Annotated in this window: 23 protein-coding genes; 15 read left to right on the plus strand and 8 right to left on the minus strand. The window is 68.9% G+C overall.

Annotation, left to right across the window (positions count from 1 at the left end):
* Positions 1 to 110 precede the first annotated feature (110 nt).
* From ACZ50N_RS10270 to ACZ50N_RS10295, 6 genes are read left to right on the plus strand one after another with little or no spacing between them, the layout of a single operon-like run.
* Complete coding sequence (locus tag ACZ50N_RS10270; protein ID WP_046365162.1) at positions 111 to 644, plus strand: DUF1097 domain-containing protein; 534 nt, start codon at positions 111 to 113, stop codon at positions 642 to 644.
* The gene (nthB, locus tag ACZ50N_RS10275; protein WP_464475289.1) at positions 644 to 1,378 is read left to right on the plus strand and encodes a nitrile hydratase subunit beta; all 735 of its coding nucleotides are present in this window, start codon (positions 644 to 646) and stop codon (positions 1,376 to 1,378) included. The genes ACZ50N_RS10270 and nthB overlap by 1 nt, the downstream gene beginning before the upstream one ends.
* Complete coding sequence (nthA, locus tag ACZ50N_RS10280; RefSeq protein WP_464475290.1) at positions 1,375 to 1,995, plus strand: nitrile hydratase subunit alpha; 621 nt, start codon at positions 1,375 to 1,377, stop codon at positions 1,993 to 1,995. The genes nthB and nthA overlap by 4 nt, the downstream gene beginning before the upstream one ends.
* Positions 1,992 to 2,303 carry a nitrile hydratase accessory protein gene (locus ACZ50N_RS10285; RefSeq protein WP_464475291.1) on the plus strand — a complete coding sequence of 104 codons (312 nt, stop codon included), beginning with the start codon at positions 1,992 to 1,994 and terminating at the stop codon, positions 2,301 to 2,303. Before nthA ends, ACZ50N_RS10285 begins: the two co-directional genes overlap by 4 nt.
* A gap of 18 nt (positions 2,304 to 2,321) precedes the next feature.
* Positions 2,322 to 2,540, plus strand: a complete 219-nt coding sequence (locus ACZ50N_RS10290) for a CbtB domain-containing protein (RefSeq protein WP_048423585.1) — start codon at positions 2,322 to 2,324, stop codon at positions 2,538 to 2,540.
* A complete protein-coding gene (locus tag ACZ50N_RS10295; RefSeq protein WP_464475292.1) occupies positions 2,531 to 3,307 on the plus strand; it encodes a CbtA family protein in 777 nt (258 codons plus the stop codon). The genes ACZ50N_RS10290 and ACZ50N_RS10295 overlap by 10 nt, the downstream gene beginning before the upstream one ends.
* Here ACZ50N_RS10295 and ACZ50N_RS10300 read toward each other — a convergent pair.
* Genes ACZ50N_RS10300 through ACZ50N_RS10325 form a run of 6 tightly spaced genes read right to left on the minus strand, consistent with a single transcriptional unit; the run spans position 3,294 to position 7,114 of the window.
* On the minus strand, positions 3,294 to 3,560 hold the full coding sequence (locus ACZ50N_RS10300) for a hypothetical protein (protein WP_046365156.1): 267 nt from the start codon (positions 3,558 to 3,560) through the stop codon (positions 3,294 to 3,296). The genes ACZ50N_RS10295 and ACZ50N_RS10300 overlap by 14 nt on opposite strands.
* Entirely contained in the window at positions 3,557 to 3,958 is a 402-nt protein-coding gene (locus ACZ50N_RS10305; RefSeq protein WP_048423583.1) for a DUF1622 domain-containing protein, read from the minus strand. The genes ACZ50N_RS10300 and ACZ50N_RS10305 overlap by 4 nt, the downstream gene beginning before the upstream one ends.
* Entirely contained in the window at positions 3,955 to 4,833 is an 879-nt protein-coding gene (locus ACZ50N_RS10310; protein ID WP_046365154.1) for an amino acid ABC transporter permease, read from the minus strand. Before ACZ50N_RS10310 ends, ACZ50N_RS10305 begins: the two co-directional genes overlap by 4 nt.
* A complete protein-coding gene (locus tag ACZ50N_RS10315) occupies positions 4,830 to 5,510 on the minus strand; it encodes an amino acid ABC transporter permease (RefSeq protein ID WP_046365153.1) in 681 nt (226 codons plus the stop codon). The genes ACZ50N_RS10310 and ACZ50N_RS10315 overlap by 4 nt, the downstream gene beginning before the upstream one ends.
* A gap of 19 nt (positions 5,511 to 5,529) precedes the next feature.
* On the minus strand, positions 5,530 to 6,363 hold the full coding sequence (locus ACZ50N_RS10320; RefSeq protein ID WP_046365152.1) for a glutamate ABC transporter substrate-binding protein: 834 nt from the start codon (positions 6,361 to 6,363) through the stop codon (positions 5,530 to 5,532).
* A 22-nt stretch (positions 6,364 to 6,385) separates the two neighbouring features.
* Complete coding sequence (locus tag ACZ50N_RS10325; protein WP_082133428.1) at positions 6,386 to 7,114, minus strand: amino acid ABC transporter ATP-binding protein; 729 nt, start codon at positions 7,112 to 7,114, stop codon at positions 6,386 to 6,388.
* A gap of 122 nt (positions 7,115 to 7,236) precedes the next feature.
* On the opposite strand from ACZ50N_RS10325, the gene miaB reads away from it, so the two are divergent.
* Together miaB and ACZ50N_RS10335 are read left to right on the plus strand one after the other, a co-directional pair.
* Positions 7,237 to 8,781, plus strand: coding sequence for a tRNA (N6-isopentenyl adenosine(37)-C2)-methylthiotransferase MiaB (miaB, locus tag ACZ50N_RS10330; RefSeq protein WP_133414850.1), 1,545 nt, complete (start codon positions 7,237 to 7,239; stop codon positions 8,779 to 8,781).
* On the plus strand, positions 8,769 to 9,371 hold the full coding sequence (locus tag ACZ50N_RS10335) for an Rv2732c family membrane protein (protein WP_133414851.1): 603 nt from the start codon (positions 8,769 to 8,771) through the stop codon (positions 9,369 to 9,371). The genes miaB and ACZ50N_RS10335 overlap by 13 nt, the downstream gene beginning before the upstream one ends.
* A 3-nt stretch (positions 9,372 to 9,374) precedes the next feature.
* On the opposite strand, the gene ACZ50N_RS10340 is transcribed toward ACZ50N_RS10335, so the two are convergent.
* The gene (locus tag ACZ50N_RS10340) at positions 9,375 to 10,757 is read right to left on the minus strand and encodes a DUF349 domain-containing protein (protein ID WP_048423578.1); all 1,383 of its coding nucleotides are present in this window, start codon (positions 10,755 to 10,757) and stop codon (positions 9,375 to 9,377) included.
* A gap of 172 nt (positions 10,758 to 10,929) precedes the next feature.
* On the opposite strand from ACZ50N_RS10340, the gene ACZ50N_RS10345 reads away from it, so the two are divergent.
* From ACZ50N_RS10345 to hflX, 5 genes are read left to right on the plus strand one after another with little or no spacing between them, the layout of a single operon-like run.
* Entirely contained in the window at positions 10,930 to 11,805 is an 876-nt protein-coding gene (locus ACZ50N_RS10345) for a DMT family transporter (RefSeq protein ID WP_464475293.1), read from the plus strand.
* A 24-nt stretch (positions 11,806 to 11,829) separates the two neighbouring features.
* Positions 11,830 to 12,516 carry a class III extradiol ring-cleavage dioxygenase family protein gene (locus ACZ50N_RS10350; protein WP_464475294.1) on the plus strand — a complete coding sequence of 229 codons (687 nt, stop codon included), beginning with the start codon at positions 11,830 to 11,832 and terminating at the stop codon, positions 12,514 to 12,516.
* Complete coding sequence (gene miaA, locus ACZ50N_RS10355) at positions 12,513 to 13,427, plus strand: tRNA (adenosine(37)-N6)-dimethylallyltransferase MiaA (protein ID WP_046365026.1); 915 nt, start codon at positions 12,513 to 12,515, stop codon at positions 13,425 to 13,427. Before ACZ50N_RS10350 ends, miaA begins: the two co-directional genes overlap by 4 nt.
* Positions 13,428 to 13,431: 4 nt before the next feature.
* Positions 13,432 to 14,307, plus strand: a complete 876-nt coding sequence (gene dapF, locus ACZ50N_RS10360) for a diaminopimelate epimerase (RefSeq protein WP_048423576.1) — start codon at positions 13,432 to 13,434, stop codon at positions 14,305 to 14,307.
* Between the two features lie 45 nt (positions 14,308 to 14,352).
* Positions 14,353 to 15,765, plus strand: coding sequence for a GTPase HflX (gene hflX, locus ACZ50N_RS10365; RefSeq protein ID WP_110814836.1), 1,413 nt, complete (start codon positions 14,353 to 14,355; stop codon positions 15,763 to 15,765).
* Here hflX and ACZ50N_RS10370 read toward each other — a convergent pair.
* On the minus strand, positions 15,755 to 18,034 hold the full coding sequence (locus tag ACZ50N_RS10370) for a molybdopterin-dependent oxidoreductase (RefSeq protein WP_464475295.1): 2,280 nt from the start codon (positions 18,032 to 18,034) through the stop codon (positions 15,755 to 15,757). The two genes, hflX and ACZ50N_RS10370, sit on opposite strands and share 11 nt — an antisense overlap.
* Before the next feature lie 161 nt (positions 18,035 to 18,195).
* On the opposite strand from ACZ50N_RS10370, the gene ACZ50N_RS10375 reads away from it, so the two are divergent.
* Positions 18,196 to 19,371: an acyl-CoA dehydrogenase family protein gene (locus ACZ50N_RS10375; RefSeq protein WP_046365030.1), complete on the plus strand. Its 1,176-nt coding sequence runs from the start codon at positions 18,196 to 18,198 to the stop codon at positions 19,369 to 19,371.
* Positions 19,372 to 19,507: 136 nt separating this feature from the next.
* Positions 19,508 to 21,634 (plus strand): LGFP repeat-containing protein, encoded by a 2,127-nt coding sequence (locus ACZ50N_RS10380; protein WP_464475296.1) that lies wholly within the window; start codon positions 19,508 to 19,510, stop codon positions 21,632 to 21,634.
* Positions 21,635 to 21,638: the final 4 nt, after the last annotated feature.

A 21,638-nucleotide genomic window follows, 5' to 3' on the forward strand; every position in this document is an offset into this window, starting at 1 on the left:
ACGGCTGGTGACACACGCGATTTACGCACGCGAAACCTGTTGTCGTGAGGCTCTTTTTGACGGTACGCACGCCACCCGGCGCGCGGTCAGCCTGTGGCGGAGGTGAGCTCATGGATTCACGAACAGCCTTGACACTGAGTATCGGTGTCCTCGGCGGAGTCGCGGTTGCGCTGACCGCCGAGATCATCACGGTGCCCATCTGGGTGGTGTTCCTGGCGTGGGCCTCCTTCTTCTTCGTCGGCGGAGGCCCCACCGCATGGGTGCGCTCGGTCGCGTCGAATCTCACCGGCGTCGTCATCGCCTCGGCCAGCTTGTTCGCCGCGTACCTGCTCGGCGGCAGCCTGCTTGCGGTCGCGGTGGCCGTCGGCGTGGGTAGCGCGCTGATGGTGCAGGCGTCGTGGGTGGGGCTGCTGTCCACCACGCCGGCCGTCGTCGTCGGATTCGCCTCCACGGTGTCGACCGTCGCGGGCACCGGGAACGACGTCACCGTCACCACGATCTCTCATCCCGGCCTCGTCGCGGCGGTCGCCTGCGTGCTCGGGGCGTCGTTCGGACTTCTGTCGGAATACCTGGCGACCGCGATGACCGCGAAGTCGGCCACCGCACCTGATGGAACCCCTGCCACGGAAGGAAACCCGGCCTGATGAAACTGCAGCACTATCTCGGTGGACTGGAGGGTCTGCCGTCGCCACTGGCACTGGAGAAGCGGGTGTTCGTCGAGGAGTGGGAGAAGCGCATCTTCGGCATCCACGTCGCGATGATGGGACTGTCGAACCACCTGGGCTCCGCTGCGCCGGGGTATCCGATCGATTCGGTGCCCACCACCTTCGCCGACGAATGGACCTGGGCTGACCTGCGGACCGGGGCCGAGGGGATGAATCCCTTCGACTACTTCAAGTTCCGCTACTACGAGAAATGGCTCGGTGGCATCACCGCGTTCTTCGTCGACAAGGGATACGTGACCGAAGAGGAGCTCGCGGCACGCATGGCCGAGGCCTCGTCGGCCACACCGGCCAACGATATCCCGGAGATCGACGAACAGGTGATCGCCTACCTGCGATCCGGTGACACACCGCGGCGTGACACCGCGCACCCGACATTCGCCGTGGGCGACACGGTGCGGATCGCCAACCCGCGTACCGATGCGCACAGCCGTCTTCCAGGATATCTACGCGGCCGGATCGGAACCGTGGAACGGATCTTCGAAGGCGACTACGCCTACTTCTGCGAGACCGGCGACGGCATCGGCGATCCGATGCCCATCTACATCGTCGCCTTCGACCCCGCCGAGATCTGGGGCGCCCGAGCCGAATCGGGCCCGCTGTCGTTGTACGCCGAGTTGTTCGAGGCCTATCTGGAACCGATGGAGGAGTCATGACCGACCAATTCGCCTACCCGCCCGACCGGGAAGAGACCAGCGCCAAGAAGGCTGCGGCACTCGAAGCGCTGCTGATCGAGAAGGGCGTCATCACCCCGCAGACGGTCGACAAGGTGCTCGCCTATTTCGAGACCGAGATGACGCCGCTCAACGGCAAGAAGATCGTGGTGAAAGCCTGGACCGACCCGGTGTTTGCCGAGAAAGTCGTCACCGACACCCCCGCTGCGATCGCCGAGCTCGACCTGCCCGACGGCATGGCGGGGGCGGAGGGAGAACATCTTCAGGCGGTGGCCAACACGGCCGGCGTCCACAACCTGGTGATCTGCACCCTGTGCTCGTGCTTCCCGTGGCCGGTGCTTGGTCTGCCGCCGTACTGGTACAAAGACCCGACGTTCAGGGCCCGCGCTGCCCGCGAGCCCCGTGCGGTGCTGGCCGAAGTGGGCGTCGATCTGCCGGTCGAGACCGAGATCAAGGTCTGGGACTCCAGCGGACATTCGCGGTGGTTCGTGATTCCCGAAAGGCCATTGGGCACTGATGATTTCACCGATGAGATGCTGATGGACCTCGTCACCACCGAGTCCATGATCGGCGTCGCACTGGCGGGCTCGGTCCGATGAAGCTGCACGACACCTGCACCACCGATCAGGCGGCCCCGCAGTTCGACCACGAATGGCAGCGCCGTGCGTTCGGTCTGGCGCTCGCACTGTCGGAGTTCCGGCATTACCCGTGGAGTGAGTTCCAGGAGACCCTGATCGCGACAATCGGGGAGTGGGAGGGCACGCCGGAATCCCAACGCGGACAGTGGGAGTACTACGACCACTGGGTGGCCACCCTGGAGAAGCTCGTCGACCGCCACGAACTCCTGACCGCCCCCGTGCACACCGACGACGGCGACCACGCCATCGACCATGACCACGACCACTGAGACAGGAAGAGATCGGCGATGAACCATGCGAACCAGGCGCTGTCCGTACCCCGGCTCGACATCGATGCCGGCCGGCTCGGCACCGCCGCCAGGCTGAGCGCCATCACGCTGCTGGCGTTGATCGGCTACTACTTCCTGGGATACGACCAGGGTGCGGTGTCGGTTTTCGGGTCCGACACCCACATCCACGAATTCCTGCATGACGCGCGCCATCTCCTGGGGTTCCCGTGCCACTGACGGCGTCGTCGTACGCGGTTCTGCGCTACCTGCTGCCGGGTGCGGTCGCCGGTGTGGTGACGTTCCTCGTCAGTCGGGTGGCGATCGCGCCGCTGATCGATGCCGCGGTGGACGCTGAGGCGGCGCTCGAGCACACCGCCGGCGGCGGACACGACCACGCTGCGGAACTGTTCACCCGGTCGGTCCAGGAGAACGTCGGCGCGGCCGTCGGCGTGATCGGCTTCGGCGTCGTCATGGGAGTTCTCTACGCGGTCGCCCACACCGTGGTGGCCAACGCCCTCGCCGCACGTGGCGTCACGCCGGACCCCACCGCGCTGGCGCTCCTGCTGGCCGGGGGGATGTTCGTGACGGTCGCGTTCGTGCCTGCGCTGAAGTATCCGGCGAACCCGCCCGGGGTCGGACTGGCCGACACTGTCGCGGAACGGACTTCGGCGTCGCTGACGATGACGATCCTGTCGGTGGTCGTCGGCTGTGTCGCCCTGGCCGCAGCGGTGGCCTCTGCGCGGCGCGTACCGCTGCGGCGGCTCACCGGCATCGCGGTGCTCGGCTACGCCGCGGTGATGGGCGTGGCAGCCATCCTGCTGCCGAGCTTCCACGAGATACCGGACGGCTTCCCCGCCGAGACACTCGCCGACTTCCGGCTGTACACCGTGCTGATCCAGGCAGTGCTCTGGCTGGTCATCGGCAGCGTGTGGTCGTCGTTGGCGGCTCGCCGCCGCGCCGGGCGTGAACCTCGCAGCGTCAGTCCGGAGTTCAGTGCGAGCTGACAGCCGGGCCTGACAGGTCGAGGTCGGCGGTCAGACTCCGCGTGACGACGCGCCGCACCGCGATCACCGCGACCACACCGAGAACCGCCGTCCACGACATGTCGACGCTCAACCGGAGTAGCCCTGCCGCGGTGAACAGGTCGAGCATCGCGCGCAACGCGGGCAGTGGTTGGCGGAAGACGAGCAGAGCGGCCACGCCGATCGCGATGGCTGCGATGGCCAGACACCACGACGCGGCGACGACGATCGTCATGGCGGGGGCGCCGGACGCGCCTGCTTCTGCGCCTCGATCTCCCGCTGTTCCTGGGCGATCTCTCGGTTGAGGAAGTAGTTCAGCAGCGTCCTGATCGCCGCGATCGCCGCTAGCTTGCCGATCTCGGCGAACGACGGGGAGATCGCGGTCCGCAACACATCGGCGGCGAGCTGGAACTCCAGCCCCAGCACCAGGAAACGCGCCAACGTCAGCCGCACCGACGAGAACTGGTTGATGTCGCGTCGGCCCAGTGCGGCAACGAATTTCACGATCGCGACCAGCGCGCCGATCATGATGACGATCGCGCCGCACGCCTCGATCAGCCGCACCATGGTGTCGACCAGGGTGCGCAGGGCCGATTCGGGCAGGATCTCCCAGGCCGCCAGCGTGTGGGTCATACGCCGCGACTGCGGTCGCCCTGCAGTTCCAGCGGTTCGGCGTCCATCGGCGCCGGACCCTTGCGGGAGCGTCGCAGGCGCGCCTCCAGCCGGGTGGCCAGCCACGACAACGTGAAATTCAGGCAGATCATCAACAGTGCGATCACGATCAGCGCCGGAATGTAGTTGCCGTAGGACGAGCCGACATTGGTGCCTTGACGCACCAGCTCGACGAATGTGATCTGGTATCCCAGCGCGGTGTCTTTGAGGACGACGACGACCTGGGACACCAGCACCGGCAACATCGACGTGACAGCCTGAGGCAGCAGGATCGACCGCATCGTCTGGCCCGACGTCAACCCGAGCGCCGAGGCGGCCTCGGCCTGACCCCGCGGCAGCGCGTGCACGCCGGCGCGCACGATTTCGGCGATCACGGCGCCGTTGTACAGCGTCAGCCCCGTGATCACGCCTGCCAGCGCCAGGTACTTCGACGCGAAGACGTCGTAGTTGGCGTAGAGGAAGTAGGCGAAGATCATCATGATCAGCACGGGCACCGCGCGGAAGAATTCCACGATCACCGATGACACCCAGCGGATTCCGCGGTGGGTGGAGAGACGTCCGACGCCCAGCAGGAAGCCCAGCACCAGCGCCAATGCGATCGACACAGCGGCGGCGGTCAGCGTGCCCTCGATGCCCGGCAGGATGTAGGTGCGCCACAGATCGGGGGTCAGGAACGGCTCCCACTTGGCGGCCGTCAGCTGACCCTTCTCGTCCAGCCGGGTGTAGATCACCCACGCGATCGCGACCGCCACCACCACGGTGACGGCCGATATCAGCCGGTTGCGCACCCGCGCCCGCGGCCCCGGCGCGTCGAAGAGCACCGACGACCCGGTCACCGGACCACCGCCAGTCGACGGCCCAGCCAGCCGAACAGCAGCCCCAACGGCAGGGTCAGGATCACGAAGCCCAGCGCGAAGATCGAGCCCACCACCAGCACGGCGGCCGTGTTCTCGATCATCTCCTTCATCAGCAGCGCCGCCTCGGCCACGCCGATCGCCGACGCGATCGTGGTGTTCTTGGTCAGCGCGATCAGCACCGACCCCAGCGGGGCGATCACCGCGCGAAACGCCTGCGGCAGCAGGATGATCCGCAGGTTCTGGCCGAACGTCAAGCCCAGCGACCGCGCTGCCTCGGCCTGCCCGAGGGGAACCGTGTTGACGCCCGAGCGCACCGTCTCGCACACGAATGACGCGGTGTAGACGATGAATCCGAGTACTGCCAGACGGAACCCGCTGTCGGCGATGAACGTCGGCGATGTCCGGTCGGCCAGCGTGATGCCCAACGTCTGCGCCAGCCCGAACGAGCAGAACAGCACGATCAACGTCAGCGGAGTGTTGCGCACGACGTTGACGTAGGCGGTGCCCAGCCAGTTCAGCATCGGCACCGGCGCCAGCCGCATCGCGGCCAGCACCGTGCCCAGCACCAGCGCGCCGACCGCCGAGAACACCGTCAGCTGAATCGTCGTCCAGAACGCCGCGAAGATCTCGGCTCGATACTCGGTGAAGATGTTCACGGGGGAGTCGGACCGGTGGCTACTTGTCCAGCGGCGGCGGTGCGGGAGCCGTGATGCCGGCCGGGCCGAGGTTCTTGTCGAACGCGGCCTTCCAGGCTCCGCTGTCCTCCATCTTCTTCAGCGCATCGTTGATCTTGGTCTTCAGCTCGTTGTCGTCCTTCTTCAGCCCGATGCCGTAGCGCTCCTCGGAGAACGGCTGGCCGACGATCTTGAACGTGCCAGGGCTCTGCGCGGCGTAGCCGGCGAGAATCACCTCGTCGGTGGTGACCGCGTCAACAGCGCCGTTCTTGATCGACTCGATGCACGCCGAGTAGGTGTCGAACTGCTGCAGCTGCACCTTCGGGTATTCGTCCTTGATCTTCTGCGCCGGCGTCGACCCGGAGACCGAGCAGAGGATCTTGCCCTCCAGCGAGGCCTTGCCGGTGATGTCGTTGTTGTCCGCCCGCACCAGCAGGCTCTGGCCGGTGATCAGGTACGGGCCAGCGAACGACACCTTCTCCTTGCGCGCATCGGTGATCGAGTACGTCGCCGCGATGAAACTGACCTGACCGTTCTGGATCAGGTTCTCCCGCTGCGACGACGGGGATTCCTTCCACTCGATCTTGTCCGGGGCGTAGCCCAGTTCACCGGCGACGTAGGTCGCGACGTCGACGTCGAAACCGCTCATCGTGCCGTCGGGGTTCTTCATGCCCAGGCCGGGCTGGTCGAACTTGGTGCCGATCACGATGGTGTCGCCACCCCCGCCACCGCCTCCGCTGTTGCCGCCGCCGCACGCGGTCGCGGCGAACGGGAGGGCGACGGCCAGCGCGAGAGCGGCCACCGCGCGGGAGGAGAAGGTCGGCCTTGAAGCCATGGTGAAGGGGTTCCTTTCGCAATCAGTGATGCAGGATCTTGCCGAGGAAGTCTTTGGCGCGATCAGAGGTCGGGTTGTCGAAGAACTGCGCGGGTTCGGCGTTCTCGACGATCGCGCCGTCGGCCATGAACACCACTCGGTGCGCGGCACGCCGGGCGAAGCCCATCTCGTGGGTGACCACGAGCATCGTCATACCGTCGGAGGCCAGGTCGGTCATCACCGACAGCACCTCGTTGATCATCTCCGGGTCCAGTGCGCTGGTCGGTTCGTCGAACAGCATCACCTTCGGGCTCATCGCCAGCGACCGTGCGATCGCCACGCGCTGCTGCTGACCGCCCGACAGTTGCGCGGGGTACTTGTCGGCCTGGTTGGCCACCCCGACCCGTTCGAGCAGCGTCATCGCGGCCGCGCGCGCATCGCCCTTGCCCTTCTTGCGCACCTTGACCGGGGCGAGCATGACGTTCTCGACGATCGTCTTGTGGGCGAACAGGTTGAACGACTGGAACACCATGCCGACGTCACTGCGCAGCTGGGCGAGCTTGCGGCCCTCCGCGGGCAGCGTCTGGCCGTCGATCGTGATCGTGCCCGAATCGATGGTCTCGAGGCGATTGATGGTGCGGCACAACGTCGATTTGCCCGAGCCCGACGGGCCGATGACGACGATGACCTCACCCTTGCCGACATCGAGGTCGATGTCCTGAAGGACGTGCAGGGAGCCGAAGTGCTTGTTGACCGCCTTCATAGAGATCATCGGCACGTCAGGGGACTCCCTGGGGCTCTCCATGGGAGGTGACCTTACCCAGGGAACGCACAGATGGCCCCACAACTCGTGCAATCTGGCGCGGGGCGGGACGCCCAGCTCGCCGCCGTAGGATGGTCGCCGTGACTTCGGTGGTGACCAGGGGAGGCGATGCGGCGACAGCCCATCGCTCAGCACGCACTTTCCAGGTCCGCACCTATGGCTGCCAGATGAACGTGCACGACTCCGAGCGCATCGCCGGCCTGCTCGAAGAGGCCGGCTACCAGCGCGCCGCAGACAGTGCGGACCCCGACATCGTGGTCTTCAACACCTGCGCGGTCCGCGAGAACGCCGACAACAAGTTGTACGGAAACCTCAGCCACCTCGCGCCCCGGAAACAGGCCGACCCAGACATGCAGATCGCCGTCGGCGGCTGCCTGGCCCAGAAGGACCGCGACACGGTGCTGCGCAAGGCGCCGTACGTCGATGTCGTGTTCGGAACCCACAACATCGGCTCGCTGCCGGCGCTCCTCGACCGGGCCCGGCACAACCGCACCGCCCAGGTCGAGATCGCCGAGGCGCTGCGCGAGTTCCCGTCGTCGCTGCCGGCGCGGCGCGAATCCGCTTACGCCGCGTGGGTGTCGATCTCGGTGGGCTGCAACAACACGTGCACGTTCTGCATCGTGCCCTCGTTGCGCGGTAAAGAGGTCGACCGCAGGCCCGGTGACGTGCTGGCCGAGGTGCAGTCTCTGGTCGACCAGGGCGTGCTGGAGATCACGCTGCTCGGTCAGAACGTCAACGCCTACGGCGTGTCGTTCGCCGACCTGGATCAGCCGCGCGACCGCGGCGCATTCGCCAAGCTGCTGCGCGCCTGCGGGCAGATCGACGGATTGGAGCGGGTGCGGTTCACCTCGCCACATCCGGCCGAGTTCACCGACGACGTCATCGAGGCGATGGCCGAGACCCCCAATGTGTGCCCCACGCTGCACATGCCGCTGCAGTCCGGCTCCGACCGGGTGCTGAAGGCGATGCGACGCTCCTACCGCGCCGAGAAGTACCTGGGCATCATCGACCGGGTGCGTGCGGCGATCCCGCATGCGGCGATCACGACCGACATCATCGTCGGCTTCCCGGGTGAGACGGAGGAGGACTTCCAGGCCACCCTCGACGTCGTCGCCGCGGCGCGGTTCTCCAGCGCCTTCACCTTCCAGTACAGCAAGCGGCCCGGTACGCCCGCCGCCGAGCTGCCCGATCAGGTCGCCAAAGACGTTGTGTCGCAGCGCTATCAGCGGCTGATCGAGCTGCAGGAGACGATCTCGATGGAGGAGAACGCGGCCCAGATCGGCCGAACCGTCGAGCTGCTCGTCGCCACCGGCGAGGGCCGCAAGGACGTCGCCACCGCCCGCATGTCGGGCCGTGCGCGCGACGGCCGACTCGTGCACTTCGCGCCGGGGCCCGACGCCGCGGCCATCCGGCCCGGCGACGTCGTCGTCACCACGGTCACCGGCGCGGCGCCGCACCACCTGATCGCCGATGCGACGCTGATCGCGCACCGGCGCACCCGCGCCGGCGACGCACACGAGAACGGGCAGCGGCCCAGCACCGGGACAGGCCTCGGCATGCCCGGCATCGGTGCGCCCGCCCAGTCCGCCCCGGTCGCGGCGGGATGCGCCCGATGACCGGCCGTCCCGACGATTTCGACCACCTGCGGGAAGACCTCGAGGAGGCCGAGCGCCGCATCGCCCGGGAGATCGACCCGGGACCCCGAGCGCTGGCCATCGCGATCTTCGTGTTCGCCCTGTTGGCGACGCTAGCGTTGCCGCACGCCGGCGATGCGCGCGGCCTGGATGTGCTGGCCAGCTCCGATGTCGCCCACGCCAGCCGAATCGCGCTGCCGCACAAGGTGTTCGCCTGGCTGGCGCTCGTGTTCGGCGCGGGATTCTCGATCCTCGCGCTGCTCACCCGGCGCTGGGCGCTGGCGTGGATCGCGCTCGCCGGCTCGACAGTGGCATCGTTCCTCGGACTGCTGGCGGTGTGGTCCCGCCAGACCGCCGCCGCGCCCTACCCGGGGCCGGGCATCGGCCTGCTGGTCGCGTGGTTCTCGGTGATCCTGCTCGCTTACCACTGGGCCCGCGTGGTCGCCGCGCGCAGCGCCCTACAGCTGGCCACCGAGGAGCACCGCCGCCGGCTGCTCGCCGAACGGGAGAGCAAAGGTCTGCTCGACACCTACGGCGACACCCCTGGCGAGGACGACAAGCCGGCCACGTAGGGGCTAGCGCCTCTTCCCGAGCGCCTCGACGGCCGCCTCGGCCCACTCCCGCCACTGCTGCGCGCTCGCGCGCGCCTGCTCGGCGTCCTTGGCGCGACCGGCCGCTTCCGCCTTCTCCGCTTGGCGTTCGAACTGTTCGGCGCGTTCGCGGAACTGATCGGCACGGGCCTGCGCCTCCGGATCCACGCCACCTGTCGGGGCGTCGCGGATTTTCTTCTCCACCGCGCGCATGCGCCGCTCGAGTTCGGGTGCGCGCTCCCGCGGAACCTTGCCGATGGCGTCCCACTTGTCGCCGATCGTGCGCAGTGCCGCGCGCGCGGCGTCGCGGTCGGAGGGGTCGATCCGCTCGGCCTCGGCGAGCAGCGCCTCCTTGGCTTCGGCGTTGGCCGAGAACTCGGCGTCGCGCTCGGCGGTGGCGGCATTGCGGGCCGAGAAGAACTTGTCCTGGGCGCCCTTGAACCGCTGCCACAACGTGTCGTCGACGTCCTTGGCCGCCCGGCCGGCGGCCTTCCACTCGGTCAGCAGGTCGCGGAACGTCGCCGAGGTGGCTCCCCAGTCGGTGGAGTCACTGAGCTCCTCGGCGCGCACACACAGAGCTTCCTTGGCCTGCCGGGCGCCGGCGCGTTCGCGGTCCAGTTCGGCGAAGTGCGAACCGCGGCGTCGGTTGAACGTCTCGCGCGCCGCCGAGTACCGCTTCCATAGCGCGTCGTCGGTCTTGCGGTCGACGCCGCTGATCGTCTTCCACTCGTCGAGGATGGCGCGCATCCGGTCACCGGCGGCCTTCCACTGCGTCGCCGTGGCGGCCAACTCCTCGGCCTCGACGGCGAGCGCCTCCTTGCGAGCCGTCTGCTGGGCGCGGAACTCCTCGCGCTTGGCCTTCTCCTCCTGCGAGGCGCTGTCGGCCTGCGTGACGATCGCGGTCAGCCGCTCGGCCAGCGAATCGACATCGCCGAGCACGTGCGCCTCGGGCAGGCTCTCGGCCAAGGCCACCGCCGCGGTGCGGATCTTGCGCGCGTCGCCGGAACCCGACGCCAGCCGGCGTTCGAGGAGAACCACCTCGGTGTGCAGGTCGTCGAAGCGGCGCCCGAAGTGCGCGTAGGCGGCCTCGGTGTCGCCGGCCTGCCACGATGCGATCTGCCGTTCCCCGGCAGCGGTGATCAGCCACACCGTGCCGTCGGGGTCGACGCGGCCGAAGCGATGGGGGTCGACCGACGGCACGGTCGCGACGGCCGGTGCCGCCGCGGGCGCCGCCGGACGCGGAACGGGACGTGCCGGTCCTGGTTTGGGTCTGACGCTCGAGGGACCCGGGCGCGGCGGGGACGCCGGCGCGGAGCCTGTCTCGGGTACGCCGGTGTCTGCGGATTCGCCCGGTCCGGTCATCGTCATGTCAGCTACCTCGTGTCTCCGCGCGGGGTCCCGCGCACCTGCCGCGCAGCGCGGCGCCTGAAGATGGTGTGAACGCTATTCAAACAGGTCGCCCGGCGCTGCGCCCACGGCTTGGCGCCCGCGGTCTCTAGGCTCGGTGCGAAATCGGATCGGGTGGACGGGGAGGTGGCCGATGGCCAGGGCGGAGATCGCCGCGGTGCTGGCGTTGGCGGCAGCCCTCTTCATCGCCATCGGCGACGTCATCCACCAGCGCAGCGCCCACGACGTCACCGACGAACCCGTCGGCCACGTGGAGCTGTTCGCCCGCTTGCTGCGCGACGGCCGGTGGTGGTTGGGCAGCGGAGTGGCCGCGGTCGGCTTCGCGCTGCAGGCCGCCGCGCTGGGCCTGGGGTCGGTGCTCCTGGTGCAGGCGCTGTTGGTGACCTCCCTGCTCTTCGCGCTTCCCATCAGTGCGCGGCTGTCGGGCCGGCGGGTGACCAACTGGCAGTGGCTGTGGGCCGCCCTGCTGGCCGCGGCAGTCGCCGTGATCGTCACGGTGGGCGATCCGACCGAGGGTGCGTCCCGCGCGTCGCTGCACACCTGGGTGTGGGTGGCGGCCCTACTGGGGCCGGCGCTGGCGCTGTGCCTGCTTGCCGCGCAGGTGGCCCCTCCGACGGTCAGCGCCGTCCTGCTGGCGGTGGTCTCCGGCGCGCTGTGGGGGTTGTTCGCGGTGCTGACCAAAGCGGTGGTGACCCGCTTGGATGTGGGCAGCTGGGCCGGGGTGGAGACGCTGCTGAAGACGCCAGAACTGTATGTGTGGGCGGCGGTCGCGATCGCCGGTACCGCCATGCAGCAGGCCTCGTTCCGCTCGGGGGCGCTGACGGCGTCGTTGCCGACGATGACGGTCGCCGAACCGGTGGTGGCCAGCGTGCTGGGCGTCGTGGTGCTCGGCGAGACGCTGCGGCCCGGGGAGGCGGGGGTCTTCGTGCTGGTGGTCGCGGTGGTCGTGATGGTCGTCGCGACCGCGGCCCTCGCTCGGGGCGAAGCGGCCACACGAGAACCCGCCTGAGGTGCGCCGGTTAGGTTGGTGGGCGTGCTGACCGCCATCGCGATCGTTCCGTCGCCGCCGGTCATGGTGCCCGAACTGGCCGGTGCGGCGGCCGCGGAGGTCGCCGATCTGCGTGTCGCGGCGGTGACGGCCGCGGGCAGGCTGCCGTCGCGCTGGGTCGCCGTCGGGGTCGCCGACGCCGACGCCGCGATCGGGCCCGACGCCGTCGGCACATTCGCCGGCTACGGGGTCGACGTCGCAGTCCGACTGTCCGATGCGGCGGTCGGCGGGCCCCGAGCTTTACCGTTGTGCGCGCTGATCGCCGGCTGGTTGCGAGGTCTCGTCCCGAACTCCGCTGTCGTCGAAGTGCGCACCTGGACCGAGCGCACCGCGCCGGAGGCGGCCGTGGCCGCAGGCCGGGCCCTGCGCCGCGAGCTCGACGCCGGACCCGACCCCGTCGGGGTGCTCGTCGTCGCCGACGGCGCGAACACCCTGACCGCGGCAGCCCCCGGCGGCCACGATCCGGACTCCGTCCCGGTGCAGGCCGCCCTCGACGACGCACTCGCCGGCGGCGATCGTGCAGCGCTGGCCGCGCTGCCCGACGGGATCGTGGGCCGCGTCGCGTTCCAGGTGCTGGCCGGACTGGCCGAACCCGGACCCCGCGCCGCCGAGCAGCTCTACCGCGGAGCCCCCTACGGCGTCGGCTACACCGTGGGCGTCTGGACACCGTGACCCGGCCGCTGGCCGTCATCGGCCCGACCGGCACCGGCAAGTCGGCGCTCGCGCTGGCCGTCGCCGACCTGATCGGCCACCCGATCGAGGTGGTCAACGCCGACGCGATGCAGCTCTACCGCGGGATGGACATCGGCACCGCCAAACTGCCCCCCGACGAGCGACAGGGCATCCCGCACCACCAGCTCGACGTCCTCGACGTCACCGCGACCGCGACCGTGGCCCGCTATCAACAGGCCGCGTCCGCGGACGTGGAGGCGATCCTGGGCCGCGGTGCGGTCCCCGTGATCGTCGGTGGCTCGATGCTCTACGTTCAGTCCCTGCTGGACGAGTGGTCGTTCCCCGCCACCGATCCGGCCGTGCGGGCCCGGTGGGAGGCCCGGCTGGCAGAGGTCGGAGTAGCCGGGCTGCACCGTGAGCTCGCACGGGTCGATCCGGCCGCAGCGGCGTCGATCCTGCCCACCGACGGGCGGCGGATCGTGCGCGCGCTGGAGGTCGTCGAGCTGACGGGTCAGCCCTTCGCGGCCTCGGCGCCCACCATCGGCACACCCCGCTGGAACACCGCGATCGTCGGATTGGATTGGGCCACCGAGGTTCTCGATCAACGGCTGGCGCAGCGCACCGACGCCATGTTCGCCGCGGGCCTGATCGACGAAGTGCGCGAGCTCCGGGAGCGTGGGCTGCGCGACGGCGTGACCGCGGCCCGGGCGCTCGGATACGCACAGGTGCTGGCCGATCTCGACGCCGGCGGCGATGGTTCGGCCGCTCGCGAACCCACCTTCGTCGGAACCCGTCGCTATGTGCGCAGGCAGCGCTCGTGGTTCCGCCGAGATCACCGCATCACCTGGCTGGACGGCGCGGCTGCCGATCTCGCAGCCAGCGCCGTGCGCATCTGGCGGGACGTATCCTGACCAGGTGAAGTTCGCCAAAGGGCATGGCACGCAGAACGACTTCGTCGTGCTGCCCGACCTGCAGGCCGCCCTGACGCTGTCGCCGGCCGCTGTCGCCGCGCTGTGCGACCGCAGACAGGGTCTCGGCGCCGACGGGGTGCTGCGGGTGACCACCGCGGGCGCAGCGCTCGACGCGGGGGTCTTCGACCGGCTGCCGGAGGGGCTCACGCCCGGCGACTGGTACATGGACTACCGCAACGCCGACGGGTCGATCGCCCAGATGTGCGGTAACGGGGTGCGGGTGTTCGCGCACTACCTGCGGGCCAGCGGGCTCGAGACCCGCGACGAATTCGTGGTCGGCTCACTCGCGGGCCCCCGCCCGGTGGTGCTGCACTCCGCCGACCCGGTGCGCGCCGAGGTGACCGTCGAGATGGGCAAAGCCAATGTGCTCGGCTCGTCCACGGCCACCGTGGGCGGACGGCCGTTCGCCGGGCTCGCCGTCGACGTCGGCAATCCGCACCTGGCCTGCGTCGATGCCGAGCTGACGACCGAGACGCTGGCCGGACTCGACGTGGCGGCACCGGTGACTTTCGACCCCGAGACGTTTCCCGACGGGGTCAACGTCGAGGTGCTCACCGTGCTGGACGCCGACCGTGCGGTCACGATGCGGGTGCACGAGCGCGGCGTGGGCGAGACCCGCTCCTGCGGCACCGGGACGGTCGCGGCCGCTGTCGCCGCGCTGGCCCAGCAGGGCGAGGACACCGGCGAGGTGACCGTGCACATCCCGGGCGGCACCGTCACCGTGTCTGTCACCGACGCCACCAGTTATCTGCGCGGACCCTCGGTGCTGGTCGCCCACGGCGAGCTCGCCGAGGAATGGTGGGCTGCCCATGGGCGTTAAAGCGGGTGCATGAACAGTGTTCTCCGTGCGAACCTTGATTCGCCTATGACGTATCCCGAATTCCGCAACGACACCCCCAGCGCGGGTGAGCTCGCCCTCGAAGAACGCGCGGCTCTGCGCCGCGTCGCGGGGCTCTCCACCGAACTGGCCGACATCTCCGAGGTCGAGTACCGCCAGCTGCGCCTCGAACGCGTGGTCCTGGTCGGCGTCTGGACCGAGGGCTCGGCCGCCGATGCCGACGCCAGCCTCGCCGAACTCGCCGCCCTCGCCGAAACCGCCGGCTCCGAAGTGCTCGAAGGTGTGATCCAGCGCCGCGACAAGCCCGACCCCGCCACCTACATCGGTTCCGGCAAGGCTGCCGAGCTGCGCGAGGTCGTCATCGCCACCGGCGCCGACACCGTGATCTGCGACGGTGAACTGAGCCCCGCCCAGCTGAATGCGTTGGAGAAGGTGGTGAAGGTCAAGGTCATCGACCGCACCGCGCTGATCCTCGACATCTTCGCCCAGCACGCCACCAGCCGGGAGGGCAAGGCGCAAGTCTCGCTCGCGCAGATGGAGTACATGCTGCCCAGGCTGCGCGGCTGGGGTGAATCGATGTCGCGTCAGGCGGGCGGCCGTGCCGGCGGTGCCGGAGGCGGCGTGGGTACCCGCGGTCCCGGTGAGACGAAGATCGAAACCGACCGCCGCCGCATCCGGGAACGGATGGCCAAGCTGCGTCGCGAGATCAAAGACATGAAGAAGATCCGCGACACCCAGCGCAGTGGGCGCCGGCGCAGCGAGGTGCCGTCGGTCGCGATCGTCGGCTACACCAACGCCGGCAAGTCGAGTCTGCTCAACGCGCTCACCGGTGCCGGCGTACTGGTCGAGAACGCGCTGTTCGCCACCCTCGAACCCACCACGCGCCGCGGGCAATTCGACGACGGACGGCCGTTCGTGCTGACCGACACCGTCGGGTTCGTGCGGCATCTGCCGACCCAGCTGGTCGAGGCGTTCCGGTCGACCCTCGAAGAGGTCGTCGACGCCGAACTGCTGGTGCACGTGGTCGACGGCTCCGATGTGAACCCGCTGGCCCAGATCAACGCCGTGCGCGCGGTGATCAACGACGTCGTCGCCGAATACGGCATCGCTGCACCGCGAGAACTGTTGGTGGTCAACAAGACCGACGCCGCCAGCGGACTGATGCTGGCCACGCTGCGCCGCGCGTTGCCCGGCGCGGTGTTCGTCTCCGCGCACACCGGCGACGGACTGGACCAATTGCGGGCCACGATGGCCGAACTCGTCGAACCCACGGACACGGCCGTCGATGTGACGATTCCCTATGACCGCGGGGATCTCGTCGCACGGATGCACTCCGAGGGCCGCATCGACGCCACCGAACACACCGAGGCAGGCACCCGGATCACCGCCCGGGTACCGGTCGCACTGGCCGCAGGCCTCGCCGAGTTCGCTACCGCCTGACGATCCGCGGCGGCTGATGTGCGCGCACCGGAGGCGGTGTCGCGGCGTACTTCTCGATCTCGACGAGGACGTGCGCACCAGTGCAGCCGCGGGCCAGGGACGACGTTCCGATGTCGTCGGTGAACACATTGGGGTTGCCGTGGACGCACATCGCCTCGGGGTCGGCAGGATCGATCGGGTCGTACCAGGCCCCGGTCGACAGTTGGACCACATGCGGCCGTACCCGCTCGTCGACGAGCACCCCGGCCAGACAGGCGCCGCGGTCGTTGAACACCCGCACCACGTCGCCGGTGTGCAGCCCGCGCGCCTGCGCATCGGACGGATGCATCCGAATCGGTTCCCGCCCGGCCACTTTCGACTCCTGGCTGGTCTTGCCCCCGTCGAGCTGGCTGTGTAGGCGGGAGGCCGGCTGGTTGGCGATCAGATGCAGTGGATAGCGCTGGGCGCGCGGGCCGCCGAGCCATTCGGACGGCTCGAACCACGCGGGATGTCCCGCGCAATCGGAATACCCGAAGCCGTCGATGTCGTCGGAGAAGATCTCGATCAGCCCGCTGCGGGTGCCGAGCCGGTGCGCCACCGGGTCGGCGCGGAAGTCGGCCAGCAGGGTCAGCCCGTCCTCCACCGGAAGCCGCACCTGCCCGGCCGACCAGAACTCGTCGAACGTGGGCACCACGAAATCCAACGCCTGTGACCATGTGTCGTACAGGTGGCGCAGCCACTGCGCCGAGGTGCGACCCCCGGTGAAGTCCACTTCGACGCCGAGGGCGGCAGCGAGCGTGGCGAAGGTGTCGTAGTCGTCGCGCGCGCCTGCGTAGGGCTCGGTCAGCCGGGGCATCGCCATCAGCACCGGATCGTTGCGGGATCCGGAGAAGTCGTCGCGCTCGAGGAACGTCGTCGACGGCACGACGATGTCGGCATGCCTGGCCATCGCGGTCCAGTACGGATCGTGCACCACGACGGTGTCCACGCGCCCCAACGCTCGGCGCAGCCGCGGAATGTTCTGGTGATGATGGAACGGGTTGCCGCCGGCCCAGTAGACCATTTTGACATCGGGATAGGTGAGCCGTAACCCGTTGTAGTCGAACAACTCTCCGGGATGGAGCAGCATGTCGCTGATGGCCGCGACGGGAATGAACGAGGTGACCGGGTTGACGCCCTGCGGCAGCCGGGGGAGCGCGCAGCGAAGAGGCGGCAACCCCGGCTCGTTCATCGATCCGTACCCGTGGCCGAAGCCGCCGCCCGGCAGGCCGATCTGACCCAGCATCGCGGCCAGCGTCAACCCCATCCACGGAGCCTGCTCGCCGAACCTGGTGCGCTGCAACGACCAACTGACCGTGACGATCGTGCGGTGCGCGGCCATCTGGCGAGCCAGCGCGGTCAGGTCCTCGGGGTCCAGCCCGCAGAGCCCGGCCGCCCACTGCGGCGATTTGGGTACACCGTCGTCGATGCCGAGCAGGTAGCGCTCGAACCGCTCGTATCCCGTGCAGTAGGTGGCCAGGAAGTCACGGTCGGCCAGCGACTCGGTGGCCAGCACGTGCGCCAGGGCCAGCATGATGGCGACGTCCGTCCCGGGCACCGGCGCGAACCAGTCGCAAGGCCCGTCGACGTCGTCACGCAGCGGGGAGAACGACACGATCCTGCCGCCGCCCGCGCGGAAGCGGTGCAGCGCATCCCGGGCCGGATGAGCCGTCGTACCACCGTGATTGACCCCCATGTTCTTCAGCGCGAGCCCCCCGAAGCACACCAGCAACTCGGTGTGCTCGACGATGACGTCCCAGGCGGTGGACCGCTTGAACAGATCGTCATGCGTGCCCACCACCCGTGGCATGATCACGCCGGTGGCGCCCAGGCTGTAGGAGTGCCGGGAAAACGTGTAGCCGCCAAGGCAATTGAGGAACCGGTGCACCTGGCTCTGCGCATGGTGGAACCGGCCGGCGCTGGCCCAGCCGTACGAACCGCCGTAGAGCGCGCTGTTGCCGTGGCGGTCGATGACACGCCGCAACTCGGCGGCGAGGAGCTCGGTGAGCTCGTCCCAGCTGACGGCGACGAAGTCGTCGGCGCCGCGGCGATTGCTCGGTCCCGGCCCGTCGTCGAGCCAGCCCCGGCGCACCGCCGGGCCGGTGATACGCGCCGAGTGGCGGACCGAGCCGGGCAGATTGCCCAGTGCGGGGGACGGGTCGGTGTCGCCGGCGATCGGGGCGACAGAGGCGACGTCGCCGGCCTCGACGGTGGCGCGGAAGGCGCCCCAGTGGGTGAGGCTGGTGCCCATGGGGCCTGAGTGTAGGGCGGGTACGGCCCGGGCGGGCACCGTGTGTCGCGGCGGGTGGGCCAATCCCTGCCTCGCCGGGGCCCAACCATCCGGTTGGGTGGGGTACCGTGGCTGAAAAGTTCCGACGTTCCCGATCCGATCAACGACGCGAGGATTCCTCCATGGGCTCTGCAGCCGAAAAGTCCGTCATCGCCTACGAGCGCACGCTGTTCGAACCGGAACACGAGATGTTCCGCGACTCCTTCCGGACGTTCCTCGAACGCCACGTCGCGCCGCACCACGACCAGTGGGAGGCCGACAAGCTGGTGGACCGCAGCGTCTGGGTGGAGGCAGGCAAGCAGGGCTTCCTCGGCATGGCGGTCCCCGAGGAGTACGGGGGCGGCGGGGTCACCGACTTCCGCTACAACACCGTCATCACCGAAGAGGTCACCGCCGGCCGCTACAGCGGTCTCGGCTTCAGCCTGCACAACGACGTCGTGGCGCCGTACTTCATCCGGCTGGGCACCGAAGAGCAGAAGCAACGCTGGCTGCCGAAGTTCTGCAGCGGCGAATACATCAGCGCCATCGCGATGACCGAACCCGGCACCGGCAGTGATCTGCAGGGCATCAAAACCCGGGCGGTCCGCGACGGCGACCACTACATCCTCAACGGCTCGAAGACCTTCATCACCAACGGCATCCTGTCCGACCTGGTGATCGTGGTGGCCCAGACAGACCCCGACAAGGGCGCGCTGGGCTTCTCACTGCTGGTGGTCGAGCGTGGCATGGAGGGCTTCGAGCGCGGTCGCAAACTCGACAAGGTGGGGCTGGACGCCCAGGACACCGCCGAGCTGTCGTTCACCGACGTGAAGGTGCCGGTCGAGAACCTGCTCGGCGAAGAGGGCCAGGGCTTCATCTACCTGATGCAGAACCTGCCGCAGGAACGCATCAGCATCGCGATCATGGCCGCGGCGGCGATGGAAGCCGTGCTGGCCGGCACGCTGCAGTACACCAAGGAGCGCAAGGCCTTCGGCAAGCCGATCGGCAGCCAGCAGAACAGCCGTTTCCTGCTGGCAGAGCTGTCCACCGAAGCCACCGTCGTCCGGCTGATGGTCGACGAGTTCATCCGGCTGCATCTGGAGGACAAGCTCACCGTCGAGCAGGCCGCGATGGCCAAGTGGTATTCCACCGAGAAGCAGGTCCACCTCATCGACCGCTGCCTGCAACTGCACGGCGGCTACGGATACATGCGCGAATACGACGTTGCGCGGGCCTATCTCGACGCGCGTGTGCAGACCATCTACGGCGGCACCACCGAGATCATGAAAGAGATCATCGGTCGCAGCCTGGGTGTGTAGGCGGTCAGTGCCATTTTGCGGCGCTGACGGCGAGGTGGCTTGGTAAACGCGGTCCGCTGACGCAGAGTGAACGCACGCGGTAATTTTCGCTGAACCGTGATGGAGTTACTCAAGTCGCCGACCACGGGGAGGATGAATGACCCGGCAGCTCATGCTGCGCCGTCGTGGGTTTGGTCGTTGGACCGTCGGATTGCTCGGAGTCGCCACTGCGCTCCTGGTCTCGCCTGTGGCCACGGCACAACCCGACGTCGACGCAGGCAACGCGATCACCGCCACCTGGCAGGCCACCGGTGGCGACACCGGCCCGCTGGGCCCGCCGTCGGGCGATGTCTATCCGATCGGTTCGGGATTCGCGCAGAACTTCGCCTCGGGCAAGGTCTTCTTCACCGCGAGCACCGGCGCGCACTTCATGCAGGGCGCCATCCTCGACAAGTACGAGTCGCTCGGCGGACCCGCCGACAGCGATCTCGGCTTTCCGACCATCGACGAGGGGCCCGGGCGCGCGCCCAACAGCGTCAACAGCACGTTGAGCGCGCCCGACAACCCGGTGATCTTCTGGACACCGGACACCGGCGCGCACGTGGTCCGCGGGCCGATCAACGCGGCCTGGGACAAACTCGGCGGCTCGTCGGGTGTCCTCGGCGTTCCCGCCGAAGACGAGACCTATGACGGTCCAGTGGTGACGCAGAAGTTCACCGGGGGCCAGGTCTCCTACGACTCACGTGCCAAGACGTTCACCACCGACCCGGCCGATCTCGCCGGACAGCTCTCCGACCTCTCCGTGCCGGACGACCCGGTCGCTGCGATCAACGCCGCCCGCCGGGCCGCCGGCGGGCCACTGGGACCGTTGGGCGCCAGCGACGGTGAACCGTACAAGATCGGCTCCGACGGGCTGGGCCAGAACTTCGTCAACGGCAAGATCTTCTACAGCCCCGCTACCGGCGCCAACGTCGTGACCGGCCAGGTGCTGGCCAAGTACGAGAGCGTGGGCGGCCCGGAGGGGGACCTCGGCTTCCCGATCAGCGGCGAGAAGGACGGCGGCGTCGCCCCGGCGAGCAGGATGAGCAGTTTCGCGGCCGCGGACAAGCCGGTGATCTTTTGGACACCCGACTACGGCGCGGTCATCGTCCGTGGTGCCATGAACGCCGCGTGGGAAAAGCTGGGCGGCGCCACGGGCGAGCTCGGCGCCCCGGTCGACGATCAGACGCAGAACGGTGACGCGATCACCCAGAAGTTCAGCGGTGGCGCGATCACCTATGACACCGCCAGCAAGCGGTTCAGCACCGAACCGGCGAACCTGGCCTCTCAGCTGGCCGGTCTGGAGGTCCCCGGACAGCAGGCGACGCAGGCCCCGCCGTCAGCGCAGGGCCGCGCCGCGGACTCCGGGTCCGGGACGCACTGGGCATGGTGGCTGCTGGCGATCATCCCTGTTCTGCTCGTGCTCGCCGTGGTCGGGCTCGTGGTGGCCCGGCGCCGGCGCGGTGATCAGGACGACGACTTGTTCGCCCCGGCCCCACATCAGCAGGAAGACCACGACGCGCACGATTACGGCCACGAGCCGGTGGACGTGGGCGAGGACGCGTTGTTCGGGGACCGCTATGCACGTGAGGGTCTGGGATCGGTGACATCCGCCGAGCGCTCGTCGACCCCTGCCGAAGGCCACGAGCCGAGCGGGCTCGATCTGTGGGGGCTCAGCGACTCCGCGGCTGACCGCTCCGCCTCCGGTGAGCACGCTGACGATCCGTTCGTCGAGCAGGACGACCCTGACTCCATCGACACCGCGCCGACCCGGGTTCAGTCCGCACCCGAGCACGATTTCGCGCAGCCCGATACGGACGAGGAGCTGGCTGCCGAGGAACCGATGGGCGAGGGGCTGCCGAGCGACGAGGACGGTCTCGATTCGGACGGTCTCGATTCGGACGGACTCGATTCGGATGGTCTCGATTCGGATGGCGAGGGCATCACGTCGGCACTGCCCGCGGCGCCCTTCGCCGCTCCGGTATTCGAGCGGGACGCCGTCCTCGACACCGGCAGGCATGCCCGGATCGATGATGACGACGACATCGTCCCGATGGGTACCGCGCTGCACCTGCCTCTCGACGACGACCCGGACGCGATTCCCGACGGTTACCCGATCAAAGCCGACACTCGATCGGGCCTGTACTGGGCTCCCGGGAGTGCCGACTACGACGAGGCTCGGGCCGAAATCTGGTTCGCGACAGAGGAAATTGCCCGCACCAACGGGTTCGTCCGCGGAGGCTGACGAA

The organism is Mycolicibacterium obuense (genome assembly GCF_055397605.1).